This is a genomic window from Streptomyces sp. NPDC057682 (genome assembly GCF_042799575.1).
Lineage (GTDB): Bacteria > Actinomycetota > Actinomycetes > Streptomycetales > Streptomycetaceae > Streptomyces.
This window is the reverse complement of sequence record NZ_JBHVIN010000010.1, coordinates 287,839-306,270: the sequence shown is the minus strand read 5'-3', so window position 1 is coordinate 306,270 and position 18,432 is coordinate 287,839. Positions and strand designations below refer to the sequence as shown.

The window sequence follows — 18,432 nt, the reverse complement described above, 5'->3', positions numbered from 1 at the left end:
CCGTCGGTCATTCCGGGCTCGTTCCCGGCTCGCCCCGGCGGATCCAGCGGTCCACGGCGTCCGCCGTGGTGTGGGCCAGGTCCTCCATCATCGTGAAGTGGTTGCCGGTCACGTTCACGACGTCGTCGGCGCGGTCCCAGCCGGTCTGCCACTTCTCGGGGTCCAGGCCCTCGCCGCCGGGCATGGGCTCACCGGCCCGTACGAGGAGCACGGGTGAGGCGATGGGGCCGGGCCGCCAGCCGCCGAGCAGGTTGAAGTACCAGCTCATCGCGGAGAGCCGGGCGGCGTCCATGCGCGCGAAGCCGGCCTCCCGTTCGAACATTCCGCCGAGGAGCTGGTCCTCGAACTGACCGAGGGAGTCGTCTCCGGGGACGTAGGTGTCGATGAGGGCGACTCCGGCGGGGGCGCGGCCCTCCTGTTCGAGTCGGGCGGCCGTGGCGTAGGCGAGGACGCCGCCGGAGGACGAGCCGAGGAGGACGCAGGGGGCGTCCCCGACCTGTTCGCGCACCATGCGGGCGAGCAGTCCGATGAGGGCGTCCTCGGTGGCGGGCAGTGCTTCGCCGGGGGCGAATCCGGGGACGGCGAGCGCGGTGACGTCCCGTACGTCGCGGAACGCCGAGGCGAACCGGGCGTACTGGTGGACTCCGGCGAGCGCGACCTGTGAGGCGAAGCAGACCAGCCGGACCGGTTCGTCGCCCTTGGCGAGGCGGACGGAGGTGGGCGAGGCGTCCACCTCGGCGGGGTCGGTGAAGGTCGGGCGGAGCCGGGCGACGCTCTGGAGGAGGTCGAAGCCCTCGCGCAGCCGGCGTTCCTCGCAGGCGCGGCGGAACAGCCGGCCGATGGTCTCGTCGGTGTCGGGTCCGGCGGGTGCCGGTTCCGCCCCGCCGGGCGCCGGGTCCGGGCCGGTGCCGAGCAGGGTGTCGAGGTGGGCGGCGAGGTCGAGGGGCGAGGTGTGGTCGAAGGCGACGGTGGCGGGGAGGCGCAGTCCGGTCGCGGCGGCCACCGCGTTGCGCAGTTCGACGGAGGTCAGGGAGTCCAGGCCGAGTTCGAGGAAGGGCTGGTCCGGTTCGACGGCCTCGGCGGAGGTGTGACCGAGGACGGTGGCGGTGGCGCCGCGCACCAGGTCGAGGACGGCGTCGTGGCGGGCGGCCCCGGTCAGGGCGCGCAGCCCGGATGCGCTGGTGCGGGTCGGGCCGGCCGCGGCGGTGCGCCGGGCGGCGGGGCGGGCGAGGACGCGCAGCAGCGGGGCGGGGTCGGGGCCGATGGCCGCCGTGTCGAGCCGCAGCGGCACGTACTGGGCGCGGTCCGCGCGGAGCGCGGCGTCGAACAGGGCGAGCCCGTCGCGGTCGCTGAGCGCGAGGACGCCGCCCCGGGCCATGCGGCCCCGGTCGACTCCGTCGAGCTTCCCGGCCATGCCGTTCTCCCAGGCGCCCCAGGCCAGTGAGGTCGCGGGCAGTCCGTCGGCGCGCCGCTGTTCGGCGAGGGCGTCGAGGAAGGCGTTGGCGGCGGCGTAGTTGGCCTGGCCGGGGGTGCCGAACGTGGCGGCGGACGAGGAGAACAGCACGAAGGCGGCGAGTGCGGAATCCCGGGTCAGGGTGTGCAGGTGCAGGGCGGCGTCGGCCTTGGCGCGCAGCACCGTGTCGAAGCGGTCGGGGGTGAGCGAGGTGAGGACGCCGTCGTCGAGGACTCCGGCGAGGTGGACGACGGCGGTCAGCGGGTGTGCCGGGTCGACGGCGGCCAGGGCGGTGGCGAGCGCGTCCCGGTCGGCGGCGTCGCAGGCGGCCAGGGTGACCTTCGCGCCGAGCGCGGTGAGTTCGTCGCGCAGTGGGGCGGCGCCTGGGGCGTCGGGTCCCCGGCGGCTGAGCAGCAGCAGGTGCCGTACGCCGTGTTCGGTGACGAGGTGCCGGGCGACCGGTGCGCCGAGGGCGCCGGTGGCGCCGGTGAGGAGCACGGTGCCGTCGGGATTCCACGCGGCGGTGTCCGCCTCCTCGGGCGCGGCGGCCCTGATCAGCCGAGCGGCCCTCAACTCGCCGTCACGTACGACGAGTTGAGGCTCTCCGGTGGCGAAGGCGGCGGGCAGGGCGAGGACGGAGGTCGCGGCGGTGTCGAGGTCGACGAGGTGGAAGCGGCCGGGGTTCTCCGACTGGGCCGTGCGGACGAGGCCCCAGAGCGGGGCGGCGGGCAGGTCGTCGGGGCGTGCGGTGCCGTCGCCGAGCGCGGTACGGGTGACGAAGACCAGGCGTGCCCCGGCGAACCGTTCGTCGGCGGTCCACTCCTGGACGGTGCGCAGGGCCTCGCCGCTGAGGTCGCGCAGGGCGCGGACGGGGTCGGCGGCGGGGTCGGAGGCGAGGGTGACCAGGACGGTGTCGGGGAGCGTCATGCCCGCCGACGCGGCGGCCGACAGGGCGTCCAGGTCGGCGAACGACTCGGTCCACACGCCCGCTTCGGTCAGCGGGTCCATGATGCCGAGCGCGTCGGCGCCGACGAGGGCGCAGCGGTCGTATCCGGTGCCCGTTCCACGGTGCGGTGCGGGTACCGGCTGCCAGTCGACGCGGAACAGTCCGTCGGCGGCGGACGCCTCGCGGGGGCGGGCGGCGGCGTGGGGGCGCAGGGTGAGCGAGGCGACGGAGGCGACGGGCCGGCCCTCGGGGTCGGCGGCGTCGAGTGCCACCTGGTCGGGGCCGGTCGCGGTGAGCCGGACGCGCAGCGCGGTGGCGCCCTGGGCGTGCAGGGCGGCGCCCGCGAAGGAGAACGGGACGAGCCGTCCGGCGGCGCCGGGCAGCAGATGGGCGAGTCCGTGCAGGGCCGCGTCCAGGAGGGCGGGGTGCAGTCCGTAGCGCCCGGTGTCGGGGAGCGGTTGGGGCAGGGCCACGTCGGCGTACAGCTCGCCGTCGCTCCGCCAGGCGGCGACGAGTCCCTGGAAGGCCGGTCCGTAGGCGACGCCGGTCCCGTCGGGGTCCTGGTCGTCGTAGAGCCCGTCGAGGGGGACGTCGGTGGCGCCGGGCGGCGGCCAGGCGGTGGTGTCGAAGGGGGCGGGGGCGTCGGCCTCCGGGGTGAGTGTGCCGGTGGCGTGCAGGGTCCAGGGGGTGTCGGCGGGTGCGTCGGCCGGGCGGGAGGAGATCCGTACGGTGTGGTGGCCGTCGGTGCCGTCGGGCGCGGTGAGGACTTGGAGCTGCCGGCCGTCGGTGTCCAGGGGCAGGGGCGCGGACAGCACCAGTTCGTCGACGCGTCCGCAGCCGGCGTGGTCGGCGGCGTGCACGGCCAGGTCGACGAGTGCGGTGCCGGGCAGCAGCGGGGTCCCGGCGACGACGTGGTCGGCGAGCCACGGGTGGGCGGCGGTGGTGAGCCGCCCGGTGCAGACGGTCCCGCCGCCGGACAGCGGGACGCAGGCGCCGAGCAGCGGATGGTCGGCGCCGCTGAGTCCGGCGCCCGCCAGATCGGCGGGGACGGCGGCGTTCTCGGCCCAGTACCGCTGGTGGTGGAAGGCGTACGTCGGCAGGTCGACGCGGCGCGCCCCCGTGCCCTCGTAGAACTCCGGGCGCCGTACGGCGTTTCCGTGGACGAGCAGCGGGGCGAGGGCGGCGGCGAGCGTCCCGGTCTCCGGGCGGCCCCGGCGCAGGGCGGCGACGCGCACGACGGGGGCGGCTCCGGCGGCTTCGGTGGTGTCGTCGGGGGCGAGGCATTCGCCGACGGCGGCGGTGAGGACGGGGTCGGGGCCGAGTTCGACGAAGGTGCCGGTCCCGTCGGCGCGCAGCCGGGTGACGGCGTCGTGGAAGCGTACGGTCTCGCGGACCTGCCGCACCCAGTACTCGGGCGTCGCGCAGGCGTCGGGCGCGTCCGCGAGGGTGCCGCCGGTGGCCACGACGGGGATCTTCGCGGGGTGGTAGGTCACGGATTCGGCGACCCGGCGGAACTCCTCCAGCATCGGGTCCATCCGGGCGGAGTGGAAGGCGTGGCTGACCCGCAGCGGTTTGGCCCGGCGGTCCGGGAACCGCGCGGCGAGGGCGAGGACGGCGTCCTCCTCGCCGGAGAGGACCACGGCCCGGGGCCCGTTGACGGCGGCGAGGTCCACGCCGGGGCCGAGCAGGGGCGTGACCTCCTCCTCGGTGGCGCGCAGGGCGAGCATCGTGCCGCCCTCGGGAAGCGCCTGCATGAGCCGGGCGCGGGCCGCGACGAGCCGGCAGGCGTCCTCCAGGGTGAGGACGCCCGCGACATGGGCGGCGGCCAGTTCGCCGACGGAGTGTCCGGCGACCCGGTCGGGCACGAAGCCGAAGGACTCCAGCAGCCGGTGGAGCGCCACTTCGAGGGCGAACAGCGCGGGTTGCGCGTATCCGGTACGGGCGAGCGCATCCTCGTCGCCGTTCATCACCTCGCGCAGGGAGGTGCCGAGTGCGGGGTCGAGGTGGGCGCAGACCGCGTCCAGTGCCTCGGCGAAGACGGGTGCGGCCGCGTACAGCTCGCTGCCCATGCCGGTGCGCTGGCTGCCCTGTCCGGTGAAGAGCACGGCGGTACGGGGTCCGGTGGCGCGGCCGTGCGCGGTGCCCGGGGCGGGGGCCCCGGTGGCGAGGGCGTCGAGCGCGGCGAGGAGTCCTTCCCGGTCGGCGGCGACGGCGAGCGCCCGGTGGCCGAACAGGGGGCGGGTGGTGGCGAGGGAGTACGCGGCGTCGAGCGGGTCGAGTCCGGGGTGGCGGGCCAGGTGGTCGCGGAGGGCGGCGGCCTGGCCGGGGACGGCGGCCTCGGTGCGGGCGGACACCAGGAGCGGGAGGACGGGCGGGGCGGGCCGGGTGGCGGGGGCCGGGGCGGTGTCGCGCGGTGCGGCCGGGGCCTCCAGGATGACGTGCGCGTTGGTGCCGCTGATGCCGAAGGAGGAGACTCCGGCGCGGCGGGGCCGGCCGGACTCGGGCCACGGGACGGCCTCGGTGAGGAGTTCGACCTGTCCGCCGGCCCAGTCGACCTCGTCGCTGGGCCGGTCGACGTGCAGGGTCGGCGGGAGGACGCCGTGCCGCATGGCCTGCACCATCTTGATGATGCCGCCGACGCCGGCGGCGGCCTGGGCGTGCCCGATGTTGGACTTGAGGGAGCCGAGCCACAGCGGGCGGTCCCCGGGCCGGTCCTGGCCGTAGGTGGCCAGCAGGGCCTGGGCCTCGATGGGGTCGCCGAGCACGGTTCCGGTGCCGTGGCCCTCGACGGCGTCGACGTCGGCGGGGCGCAGTCCGGCCCGGTCGAGCGCCTGGCGGATGACGCGTTGCTGGGCGGGGCCGTTGGGGGCGGTGAGCCCGTTGGAGGCACCGTCCTGGTTGACGGCGGAGCCCCGGACGACGGCGAGGACCCGGTGGCCGTGGCGGCGGGCGTCGGAGAGCCGTTCGAGCAGGAGCATGCCGACGCCTTCGGCCCATCCGGTGCCGTCGGCGGTGGACGAGAAGGACTTGCAGCGGCCGTCGGGGGCGAGGCCGCGCTGCCGGCTGAAGTCGATGAACGTGCCGGGGGTGGCCATGACGGTGACGCCGCCGGCCAGCGCGGTGTCGCATTCACCGTCGCGCAGGGCCTGCGCCGCGAGGTGCAGGGAGACCAGGGAGGAGGAGCAGGCGGTGTCGACCGTGACGGCGGGTCCTTCGAGGCCCATCAGATAGGCGACGCGGCCGGTGACGACGCTCCCGGCCGATCCGGTGCCGAGGAAGCCCTCGGCACCCTTGGGCACGGTGTGCAGCCGGGCCAGGTAGTCGTGGTACATGACGCCCGCGAAGACTCCGGTGCGCCGGCCGCGCAGGGTGGCGGGGTCGATGCCGGCCGATTCGACGGCCTCCCAGGAGGTTTCCAGGAGGAGGCGCTGCTGCGGGTCCATGACGAGGGCCTCGCGGGGCGAGATCCCGAAGAACGCGGCGTCGAACTCGGCGGCCTCGTGCAGGAATCCGCCTTCGCGTACGTAGCTGGCGCCGCCGGTGTCGGGGTCGGCGTCGTAGAGCCGGTCGAGGTCCCAGCCCCGGTCCTCGGGGAAGGGGGTGACGCCGTCGGCACCGGTGCGGACGAGGTCCCACAGCCCTTCGGGGTCGCGTACGCCGCCGGGGTAGCGGCAGGCCATGCCGACGATGACGACGGGGTCGTCGGCGTCGGCGCGGCCGGGGCGGCGTGCGGGGGCGGCCGGTGCGGCGGTCTCCTCGCCGAAGAGCCGTTCGCGGACGTGGCGGGCGACGGCTTCGGCGGTGGGGTGGTCGAAGACGAGGGTGGCGGAGAGCCGGAGCCCGGTGGCGGCGTTGAGGTGGTTGCGGAGTTCGACGGCGGTCAGCGAGTCGAAGCCGAGTTCGCGGAACGGCACGTCGGGGGCGACGTCGTCGGCGGAGCCGTGGCCGAGGACGGCGGCGGCCCGTTCCCGGACGAGGTCGCTCAGCGCGGTGAGCCGTTCGTCGTCGGGGAGCGCGGTGAGCCGGTCGGCGAGGGAGTGCGCGGCGGCGGTCCCGGCGGTGGCCGCGCGCCGTTTCGGGGCGCGGACGAGGCCCCGGAAGACGGGCGGCAGATGGTCGGCGGAGGCGCGCAGCACGGCGAGGTCGAGGCGGACGGGCAGTACGGCGGCGTGCCCGGCGGCGGGGGCGAGGTCGAACAGCGCGGTGCCGTCGGCGGTGCTCAGCGGCACCATGCCGCCCCGGGCCATGCGCCGCCGGTCGGCCTCGCCGAGTTCGCCGGTCATCTCGCCGGAGCCGTCCCACAGGCCCCAGCCCAGGGAGAGCGCGGGGAGTCCTTCGGCGCGGCGGCGCTGGGCGAGCGCGTCGAGGAAGGCGTTGGCGGCGGCGTAGTTGCCCTGTCCGGGCGCGCCGAGGGCGGCGGAGACGGAGGAGTAGAGGACGAACGCCGACAGTCCGGCGTCGCGCGTCAGTGCGTGCAGGTGGAGGGCGGCGTCGACCTTGGGGCGCAGGACGTGCGCGACCTGGTCGGGCGTCATGGACGTCACGGTCGCGTCGGCGAGGACCCCGGCGGTGTGCACGACGCCGGTCAGCGGGTGGTCGGCGGGGATCGTGGCGAGGGCGGCGGCGAGGGCGTCCCGGTCGGCGGTGTCGCAGGCGAGGAGGCTGACGTGGGCGCCCAGTTCGGTGAGGGCGGCGGTGAGCGCGGCGGCGCCGGGCGCGTCGGGTCCGCGACGGCTGAGGAGCATCAGCCGGCGGACGCCGTGGGCGGTGACCAGGTGGCGGGAGATCACTCCGCCGAGTTCGCCGGTGGCGCCGGTGACGAGGACGGTGCCGTCGGGGTCGTACGCGGGGGCCTCCCCGGCCGGCGGGGCGGCGGCCAGCCGGCAGGCGAGGAGTACGCCGTCGCGGACGGCGAGCTGCGGTTCGCCGTCCGCGGCGGCGGCCAGGGCAGCGGCTTCGCGCAGCGCGCCCGGTGCGTCGATGAGCTGGACGCGGTCGGGGTGTTCGGACTGGGCCGACCGTACGAGGCCCCAGACGGCGGCCCCGGCCAGGTCCCGCACGTTCTCCCCGGTCCGGGCGGCCACGGCCCCGTCGCAGACGAGGAGGAGCCGGGCGTCAGCGAAGCGGTCGTCGGTGAGCCAGTCCTGGAGGAGCGCGAGGGTGGCGAGGACGGCCCGGTGGACCCGGTCGGGGGACTCGTCGGCGTTTCCGGCGGAGGGTGCGGGTCGCGGGGCCCTGGTGACGACCAGGCCGGGCACGGGCCCGCCGGCGTCGACGGCGGTGCGCAGCGCCGCCAGATCGGGGTACGTGTCCGGGCCGCCGTCCGCGTCCAGCAGGGCCGGGACCGGCGCGTCCGTTCCTGCGGGGGTCTCGGGTGCCGGGACGCGCGTCCAGTCGAGGCGGAAGAGCGCGTCCCGCGGACCGGTGGTTCCGGTGTCGCCGGTGCCGCCCGTGTCCGGGGCCATCGGCCGGAGCGTCAGCGCGGCGATGTCGGCGACGGGCCGGCCGGTGACGTCGGCGACCTGGACGGAGACGCTGTCCGGCCCGAGGTGCGTCAGCCGGGCCCGCAGGGCGCCTGCGCCGACGGCGTGCAGGGTCACCCCGCTCCAGGAGAACGGCAGGTGCCCGGCCGCTTCCCCGTCCCCGCTCTCGCCTTCGCCACCGGGGGCGCCGAGCCCCATGGCGTGCAGGACGGAGTCCAGGACGGCCGGGTGGAGCGGGTGGGCGTCGGCGGCGGAGAGCGGGGCGGGGTCGTCGAGCAGGGCCTCGACGAAGATCTCGTCGTCCCGCCGCCAGGCCCGGCGCAGCCCCCGGAAGACGGGGCCGTACTGGAGCCCGAGCCCGGCCAGGGCCGGGTAGAGCCCGTCCGTGTCCAGTGCGGTGGCCCCGTCCGGGGGCCACTGGGTGAGGTCGTACGCGGGTTCCTCGTCCCGGGCCGGGGAGAGGAGGCCGGTGGCGTGGCGGGTCCACCGGTCGGCGGGCTCGCCGTCCTGCCGGGAGGAGATCTGGACGGGGCGGCAGCCGGTGGTGTCCGGGGCGCCGACGAGGAGCTGGAGGTGGACGACGCCGGTCTCCGGGACGACCAGGGGCGCTGTCAGGGTGAGTTCCTCGACCCGTTCGCAGCCGGTGTGCTCGCCCGCGCACAGGGCGAGGTCGAGCAGCCCGGTGCCGGGCAGGAGGATCCGGCCGGCCACCCGGTGGTCGGCGATCCACGGCTGCGCCTGGGCCGAGAGCGCGCCGAGGAACAGCACGTCCCCGGAGTCCGCCAGGCTGATGACGGCCTGGAGCAGCGGGTGCCCGACCCCGACGGACCCGAGCGGCACGGGGCCCGCGGTGAGCCGGGCGGCCGGCCAGTAGCGCTGGTGCTGGAAGGCGTACGTGGGCAGGTCGGTGACCCGGGCCCCGGTCGGGGCGTAGAACGCCGCCCAGTCGACGTCCGCCCCGTCGGCCCAGAGCCGGGCGAGGGTCGTGACGGCGGTGGCGGGCTCGGGCTGCTTGCGGTTGACGGCCGCCACGGCGAGGGCGTCGCCGTCGTACGTCTCGTCGATGGCGCCGGTGAGGGTGGCGTCCGGGCCGAGTTCGAGGAAGCGCCTGACCCCGAGGTCCTTCAGACGGGTCACCGCGTCCGCGAAGCGGACGGTGCCGCGCACCTGGTCGGCCCAGTAGCCGGCGGTGAAGACGTCGACGGGTTCGGCGGTGAGGGTGGAGACGATCGGGATGCGGGGTGCCGCGTACGTCAGCTCGCCCGCCACCGCCCGGAACTCCGCCAGCATCGGGTCCATGAGCGGCGAGTGGAAGGCGTGGCTGACGGTCAGCCAGCGGCCTTGACGGTCGGTGAGCCGCGCGGCAACCGCTTCGACGGCTTCGCGGGCGCCGGAGACGACGACCTGGCCGGGGGCGTTGACCGCCGCGATGGACGCGCCGTCGACCAGCAGCGGGGTGACCTCGTCCGCCGTCGCCCGTACGGCCCACATGGCGCCGCCGGAGGGCAGCGCCTGCATGAGCGTCGCGCGGGCGGAGACCAGCCGGGCGGCGTCCGCGAGGGACAGCACCCCGGCGATATGCGCGGCGGCCAGCTCACCCACAGAGTGGCCGACCAGGTAGTCAGGGCGGACACCCCAGGACTCGACGAGTCGGTAGAGCGCGACCTCGACGGCGAAGAGGGCGGGCTGGGCCCAGCCCGTTTTCTTCAGGGCCTCCGCGTCCCCGTCCATCACCTCGCGCAACCCGTCGAAGTGCGCACACACCTCATCCAGGGCGGTCGCGAACACCGGGAAGGCGTCGGCCAGTTCACGGCCCATGCCGACCCGTTGGCCTCCCTGGCCGGAGAACACGAAGGCGGTGAGACCGCCCCGGGCGGTGACCGGGGCCAGCTCCTCGCCGAGCCGGGTGCGCAGGGTGTCGGTGTCCGTGCCGAGAACAACGGCCCTGTGCTCCAGCGCGGCCCGGGTCGTCGCGAGGGAGAGGCCGATGCCGGCCGCGTCCGCACCTGCGGTGGCGGCGGCCAGGCGGTGTGCCTGGTCCGTGAGCCCGGCCGCGGTCTTCGCGGAGAGGAGCCACGGCACCAGGGGCAGGGGGGCGCCCGCGACGGGGGCGGGTTCCTCGGCCGGTTCGGGGGCTTCCTCGATGATCACGTGGGCGTTCGTGCCGCTGATGCCGAAGGACGACACGCCCGCGCGGCGGGTCCGTTCGGAGTGCGGCCAGGGACGGGACTCGGACAGCAGCTCGACCGCGCCCGCCGTCCAGTCGACGTGCGAGGACGGAGTACCGACGTGCAGGGACTCCGGCAGCGTCTCGTTCCGCAGCGCCAGGATCATCTTCATGACCCCGGCCACTCCGGCGGCGGCCTGGGTGTGCCCGATGTTCGACTTGACCGAACCCAGCCACAGCGGCCGGTCCTCGGGACGGTCCTGACCGTACGTGGCAAGCAGCGCCTGCGCCTCGATCGGGTCACCGAGCTTCGTCCCCGTACCGTGCGCCTCCACCGCGTCCACCTCGGCGGCCGTCAGGCCGGAGTTGGCTAGGGCCTGGCGGATGACGCGCTGCTGGGACGGACCGTTGGGGGCGGTCAGGCCATTGGACGCACCGTCCTGGTTGACCGCACTGCCACGGAGGACAGCGAGGATCTCGTGGCCGTTGCGCTGCGCGTCGGACAACCGCTCCAGGACGAGGACCCCGACACCCTCACCCCAGCCCGTACCATCCGCATCGTCCGAGAACGCCTTGCACCGACCATCCCCGGCCAAACCGCCCTGCCGCTCGAACTCCACGAACGCACCCGGCGTCGACATCACCGTCACACCACCGGCCAGCGCAAGATCGCACTCCCCCGACCGCAACGCCTGCGCCGCCAGATGCATCGCCACCAACGACGACGAACACGCCGTATCAATCGTCACCGCCGGGCCTTCCAGCCCCAGCGCGTACGAGACGCGGCCGGACAGCACGCTGCCCGAGCTGCCGGTGCCGCCGTACCCGTCACCGGATTCGCCGGCCATGGCCAGGGCCGCCGGATAGTCCTGCCCGTTGGTACCGGCGAAAACGCCGACGGGCAGGCCGCGCAGGGCGTACGGGGCGATGCCCGAGCGCTCCAGCGACTCCCAGGCGACTTCGAGGAGGAGGCGTTGCTGCGGGTCCATGGCCAGGGCCTCGCGCGGCGAGATGCCGAACAGCCCGGCGTCGAAGTCCGCCACGCCCTCGACGAAGCCGCCGGTGCCCCGGTGGCCTTCCCAGCCCCGGTCCGGGGGGAACGGGCCGAGGGCGTCCACGCCGTCCGCGACCAGGCGCCAGAGTTCTTCCGGGGAGTTCGCACCGCCCGGGAAACGGCAGCCCATGCCGACGACGACCACGGGTTCGGTACCGGCGGTCTCCGCGCTGTGCAGGCGCTGCTTGGTCTCGTGAAGCTCAAGCGTGACCTTCTTCAAGTACCCGAGAAGCTTGTCCTCGTTACTCATCAAGCTCACCGCTTCCCGATCTCATGGTCGATAAGAGCAAAGATGTCGTCGGACGTAGCGGCTTCGATCTTTGCCGAGAGATCCGCGGCGTCCGGGTCGGACGGCGCACCATCCAGGCGTTTCATCAGTTGTTGCAGGCGCGAGGCGACGCGCAGCCGTGCGTGCTCGGCGGGGGGCAGGGCCAGCAGGGCCGTTTCGATCCGGTCCAGTTCGGCGGCCAGGTCCCGGACCTCGCCGCCCGCGTACCCGGCGAGTTCACCGAGCAGGAAGTCGGTGAGGGCCAGGGTGGTCGGGTGGTCGAAGGCGAGCGTGGAGGGGAGCTTGAGCCCGGTCTCGGCGGTGAGGGCGTTGCGGAGTTCGACGGCGGTGAGCGAGTCGAAGCCCAGGTCCTTGAAGGCCCGGGACACCTCCACGGCGGCCGGGTCGGCGAAGCCCAGCACGGCGGCCACCCGGCCGCGCACCACGTCCGTCACCAGCGCGCGCCGGGCCACGTCCGACAGCCCGGCCAGCCGCTCGCCCAGTCCCCCGGACCCGGCGGCGACCGGCTCCGGCCGGTGCGGGGCGACCTCGTCCCAGAACCGGTTGGCCCGGAGCGCCGTCACGGACGGCACGAACCGCTCCCAGTCCATATCGGCCACCGCGACGCAGCCGTGCGCGGAGCCGAGGACGTCGAGCGCGGTGGCGGGGTCCAGCGGCCGTACGCCGCCCCGGTCCATCCGGGCGAGGACGGTGGCGTCGTCCGCCATCCCGCCTTCCGCCCAGGGCCCCCAGCCGATCGAGGACGCGACCAGGCCCTGCGAACGGCGGAACTCCGCCAGCCCGTCAAGCGCCGCGTTCGCCGCCGCGTAAGCCCCCTGCCCCGCACCGCCCCACACACCGGCAGCCGACGAGAACAGCACGAACGCGTCCAACTTCCTTGCCAAGGAGGCGTGGTGGAGGTTCCAGGCACCTTCAGCCTTCGCACCCCAGACACCGGCCACCCGCTCGGGCGTCAAACCGTCGACCACTCCGTCGTCCAGAACACCCGCCGTGTGCACGACCGCCGCGATGTCGAAGCGCGCGAAGAGCGCGTCCACGTCCTCCCGTACGGAGACATCGCAGGCGACGACGTCGGCCTTGGCCCCGAGGGCGGCGATCTCGTCCCGCAGTTCCGGGGCGCCTTCGGCGTCCGGGCCGCGCCGGCTGATGAGGACGACGTGCTCGGCGCCCCGCTCGACGGCCCAGCGGGCCACGCGGGCGCCCAGCGCGCCCGTACCGCCGGAGACCAGCACGGTCCCGGACGGTGACCAGGACTCCTCCCCCGGCCGCACGACAGCGGGCGCGAGGCGGCGGCCGAGAACGGCTCCGCCGCGTACGGCGATCTCGTCCTCGTCCCCGCATCCACCGGACAGCACCTCGACCAGACGGCCGACTGCCTCGCGTGACGTCTCGTCCGGAACGTCCACCAGACCGCCCCAGCGACCCGGCTCCTCCAGAGCCACCACCCGGCCGAGACCCCACACACCGGCCCGCACCGGATGCGACACCGCATCCCCCGGACCCGCCGCGACGGCCCCCGAGGTCACCCACCACACCGGGCGGTCGACTCCCGCGTCGCCCAGGGCCTGCGTCAGAAGGGCCGAGGCCGCGACACCGGCGGAACCCGATTCGTCCTGGCCCAGGAACGACACCACGCGCTCCCGACCGGTGAACTCACCGAGCCGGGCCGCCAGCGCCGCCCGCTCCAGCTCACTGGAACCGAGCCGCAGCCGCGCCACCTCCGCCCCGCCCGCCGTCAGCTCCTCCGCCAGCGCGTCCGCCCACACGTCCTCGGCGTCCGCACACTCGACGAGCAGCCAGCCCTTCGGCCGGTCGGCTCCGGCCGGCCGAAGCGGTGTCCAGGACACCTCGTACCGCAGCTTGTCCGCCGCCTCGCGCTCGCGGCGCCGCCGCTGCCAGGCCGCGAACGCGGGCAGTGTCTCGCGCAGCGGTGCCCCCGCATCGACGCCGAACTCGGCCGCGAACAACGCGTCGTCACCACGTTCCACCGCGTCCCAGAAAGCGGAGTCGGCCGCAGGAGCCGCCACCACCGCCGCCCGCCGCACATCCGGCCAGTAACGCTGGTGCTGGAAGGCGTACGTCGGAAGCTCGACGACCCGGGCACCCGTCGGGGCGAAGAACGCCGCCCAGTCGACGTCCGCGCCGTCGGCCCAGAGCCGGGCGAGGGTCGTGACGGCGGTGACGGGTTCGGACTGCTTGCGGCTGAGCGCGGCCACGGCGAAAGCGTCCTCGTCGGTCTCGCCGATCGCGCCCACGAGGCTCGCGTCCGGGCCGAGTTCGAGGAATCGGGTGACACCGAGGTCCTTGGCCCGGGTGACGGCATCGGCGAAGCGGACGGTGCCGCGCACCTGGTCGGCCCAGTACGCGGCGGTGAACTCGCTGATCTGCTCCCCGGTCAGCGTCGACAGGATCGGGATGCGGGGTGCCGCGTACGTCAGCTCGCCCGCCACCGCCGCGAAGTCGGACAGCATCGGGTCCATCAGGGCCGAGTGGAAGGCGTGGCTGACCTCCAGCCAGTGGCCCTGCCGGTCGGTGAGCCGGTCCGCGACCGCTTCGACGGCTTCGCGGGTGCCGGAGACGACGACCTGGCCGGGGGCGTTGACCGCCGCGATGGACGCGCCGTCGACCAGCAGCGGAGTGACCTCGTCCGCCGTCGCCCGTACGGCCCACATGGCACCGCCGGACGGCAGCGCCTGCATCAGCGTCGCTCGGGCCGAGACCAGGCGGGCGGCGTCCGCAAGGGACAGCACCCCGGCAACATGCGCGGCGGCCAGCTCGCCCACCGAGTGGCCCACGAGATAGTCCGGACGGACACCCCACGACTCCACCAGGCGATACAGCGCCACTTCCACCGCGAAGAGGGCGGGCTGCGCCCAGCCCGTGTTCTTCAACGCCTCCGCGTCACCGTCCATCACCTCGCGCAACCCGTCGAAGTGACCGCACACCTCGTCCAGGACGGTCGCGAACACCGGGAAGGTCTCCGCGAGTTCACGGCCCATACCGACCCGCTGGCTGCCCTGGCCGGAGAACACGAACCCGGTCAGGCCGTCCCGGGCCACGACCGGGGTCAGCTGCTCGCCGAGGCGGATGCGCAGATCTTCGGTGTCCGTGCCGAGGACGACGGCTCGGTGCTCCAGCGCGGCCCGGGTCGTGGCCAGGGACAGGGCCACGTCGGTGGCGTGCAGGCCCTCCGTGCCGGCCGCGAGCCGCCGTGTCTGGGCGGTGAGGGCGGACGCCGACTTCGAGGACACCGGCCAGGGCACCAGCGGCAGCGTGACCTCCGGGGCCTTCACCGGGGCCCGGTCGGGCTCCGGGGCCTCCTCGATGATCACGTGGGCGTTCGTGCCGCTGACCCCGAAGGAGGAGATCCCGGCCCGTCGCGGGCGTTCGGCGCGTGTCCAGGGACGGGACTCGGACAGCAGCTCGACGGCGCCCGCCGTCCAGTCGACGTGCGAGGACGGGGTCCCGACGTGGAGGGACCGGGGCAGCGTCTCGTTCCGCAGCGCCAGGATCATCTTCATGACCCCGGCGACACCGGCCGCCGCCTGGGTGTGTCCGATGTTCGACTTGACCGAACCCAGCCACAGCGGCTGTCCGTCGGGCCGGTCCTGGCCGTACGTGGCAAGCAGCGCCTGCGCCTCGATCGGGTCACCGAGCTTCGTCCCCGTACCGTGCGCCTCCACCGCGTCGACATCGGCCGAGGACACCTGTGCGTTGGCCAGGGCCTGGCGGATGACGCGCTGCTGGGACGGACCGTTGGGGGCGGTCAGGCCATTGGACGCACCGTCCTGGTTGACCGCACTGCCACGGAGGACAGCGAGGATCTCGTGGCCGTTGCGCTGCGCGTCGGACAACCGCTCCAGGACGAGGACGCCGACGCCCTCACCCCAGCCCGTCCCGTCCGCATCGTCCGAGAACGCCTTGCACCGACCATCCCCGGCCAAACCGCCCTGCCGCTCGAACTCCACGAACGCACCCGGCGTCGACATCACCGTCACACCACCGGCCAGCGCGAGATCGCACTCCCCCGACCGCAACGCCTGCGCCGCCAGATGCATCGCCACCAACGACGACGAACACGCCGTGTCGATCGTCACCGCCGGGCCTTCCAGCCCGAGCGCGTACGAGATGCGGCCGGACAGGACGCTGCCGGAGTTGCCGGTGCCGCCGTACCCGTCACCGGATTCGCCGGCGACGGCGAGGAGGGCCGCGTAATCCTGGCCGTTCGTTCCGGCGAAGACGCCGACGGGCAGGCCGCGCAGGGCGTACGGGGCGATGCCCGAGCGCTCCAGGGACTCCCAGGCGACTTCGAGGAGGAGGCGTTGCTGCGGGTCCATGGCCAGGGCCTCGCGGGGCGAGATGCCGAACAGGTCGGCGTCGAAGTCGGTCGCGCCGGAGACGAAGCCTCCGACGGGGGCGAAGCCGTGAGCGGCGGCGCCGCCGAGGTCCCAGCCCCGGTCGGCGGGGAAGCCGCCGAGGGCGTCGGTGCCCTCGGACAGCAGTCGCCACAACGCCTCCGGTGAGTCCGCGCCGCCCGGGAAGCGGCAGCCCATGCCCACCACGGCGACCGGATCGTCCGCCACGGTCGGGAGCGCGGGCCTGACGTCCTGGCCGGTGTCGGCCTCCGCGTCCGCACCGAACATCTCGGTGACGACGTAGGTGGTCAGCGCCTCGACCGAGGGGTAGTCGAAGACCACCGTCGAGGCGAGGGTGAGCCCGGTCTCGGCGGTGAGGGCGTTGCGGAGTTCGACGGCGGTGAGGGAGTCGAAGCCCAGGTCCCGGAAGGCCTTCGTGACCTCCACGGCCGACGGGCTCGCGAAGCCCAGCACGGCCGCGACCTGCCCGCGCACGACGTCCCGGACGAGGGACCGCCGGGCGGCCCCCGCCGTTCCGGCCAGCCGCTCCCGCAGTCCCCCGCCGGGGGCCGCCGGGCGCTCCGGCGGGCGCGGGGCCAGCTCGTCCCAGAGCCGGTTGGCGCGCAGCGCCGTCATCCCGGGAACGAACCGCTCCCAGTCCACGTCCGCGACCGTGACACAGCCGGAGGCCGAGGCGAGGACGCCGAGGGCGGCCTCGGGAAGCAGTGGGCTCAGCCCGCCCCGCTCGGCGCGGGCGAGGACGGTGGCGTCGTCCGCCATCCCGCCTTCCGCCCACGGCCCCCAGCCGATCGCCGCGCCGGTCAGGCCCTGCGAACGGCGGAACTCCGCCAGCCCGTCAAGCGCGGCATTCGCCGCCGCGTACGCACCCTGCCCCGCACCGCCCCACACACCGGCAGCCGACGAGAACAGCACAAACGCGTCCAACTCCCGTCCCAGAGAAGCATGGTGAAGGTTCCAGGCACCTTCAGCCTTCGCACCCCAGACACCGGCCACCCGCTCGGGCGTCAGACCGTCGACCACTCCGTCGTCCAGAACACCCGCCGTGTGCACGACGGCTGTGATGTCGAAGCGCGCGAAGAGCGCGTCCACGTCCTCCCGTACGGCCACATCGCAGGCCACGACGTCGACCTCGGCGCCCAGCCCCGTCAGTTCCTCCCGCAGCTCGGAAGCGCCTTCCGCCTCCGGGCCGCGCCGGCTGATCAGAACGACGTGCTCCGCGCCCCGCTCCACCGCCCAGCGCGCCACGCGGGCGCCCAGCGCCCCCGTACCACCGGAGACCAGCACGGTCCCCGACGGCGACCAGGACTCCTCCCCCGGCCGCACGACAGCGGGCGCAAGACGGCGACCGAGAACGGCCCCGCCGCGTACGACAACCTCGTCCTCGTCGCCGTACCCACCGGACAGCACCTCGACCAGACGACCGACGGCCTCCCGCGACACCGACTCCGGAACGTCCACCAGACCGCCCCAGCGCCCCGGCTCCTCCAGGGCCACCACCCGGCCGAGACCCCACACACCGGCCCGCACCGGATGCGACACCGCATCCCCCGGACCGGCGGACACCGCTCCGGCGGTCACCGACCACACCGGGGCCGCGATCCCCGCGTCGCCCAGGGCCTGCACGAGCACCGCCGACGCGGCCACGCCGGCCGGCCCGGATTCGTCCTGGCCGAGGAACGACACCACACGGGCATGCCCGGCGAACTCACCGAGCCGGGCCGCCAGCGCCGCCCGCTCCGGACCACCGGAACCGAGCCGCAGCCGCGCCACTTCCGCGCCCCGGGCGGTCAGTTCCTCCGCGAGCGCGTCCGCCCAGGCGTCCTCGGCGTCCGCCCGTTCGACGAGCAGCCAGCCACCGTCCGGAACATCCGCGCCGGGCGCCGGGAGGGGCGTCCAGGACACCTCGTACCGGAGGCGGTCCCCGGCGTCGCGCGCCGGGCGGGGGCGGGAGCCCTCGGGGTTCTGCATCCAGTAGCGGTCCCGGGCGAACGGGTACGTCGGGAGGTCGGTGAACTCCGCGTCCGTGGCGTCGTAGAAGGGCTGCCAGTCGACGGGGTGGCCGTCGGCCCAGAGCTGGGCGAGGGCGCGCACCGAAGTCACCGGTTCGGGCAGGTTCCTGCGCAGTGCCGCCAGGGTGAGGACGCCGCCTTCGCAGGTCTCGTCGATGGCACCGGTCAGGGTGGCGTCCGGGCCCAGTTCCAGGAACCGGATGATGCCGAGGGACGTGAGATGGGTGACGGCGTCGGCGAAGCGGACGGTGCCGCGCACCTGGTCCGCCCAGTAGGCGGCGGTGAACTCGGTGACGGTTTCACCGGTCAGCGTCGAGACGATCGGAATGCTCGGGGCCGCGTAGGTCAGCCGGCCCGCCGCCGCCCGGAACTCGGAGAGCATGGGGTCCATGAGCGGCGAGTGGAAGGCGTGGCTGACCTCCAGCCAGCGGCCCTGACGGTCGGTGAACCGCGCGGCCACCGCCTCGACGGCTTCACGCGTGCCGGAGACGACGACCTGGCCGGGGGCGTTCACCGCCGCGAGCGACACGCCCTCGGTGAGCAGCGGGACGACCTCGTCCGCCGTCGCGCGCACGGCCCACATCGCACCGCCCGACGGCAGCGCCCGCATGAGCTCGGCGCGGGCCGAAACCAGCCGGCACGCGTCCGGCAGGGG

At 74.9% G+C, this 18,432-nt stretch carries 2 protein-coding genes (1 of these 2 only partly in view); both read right to left on the bottom strand.

Annotation, left to right across the window (positions count from 1 at the left end):
* Positions 1-7: 7 nt before the first annotated feature.
* A complete protein-coding gene (locus ACFVDM_RS20495; RefSeq protein WP_383641688.1) occupies positions 8-11,356 on the bottom strand; it encodes a type I polyketide synthase in 11,349 nt (3,782 codons plus the stop codon).
* Between the two features lie 2 nt (positions 11,357-11,358).
* Positions 11,359-18,432, bottom strand: partial view of a type I polyketide synthase gene (locus ACFVDM_RS20490; protein ID WP_383641591.1) — the 3' portion only. The gene runs 2,055 nt beyond the window's last position; 7,074 of the gene's 9,129 nt are visible here — the last part of the coding sequence; its start codon lies beyond the right edge, outside the window — the gene reads right to left on this strand; the stop codon is at positions 11,359-11,361.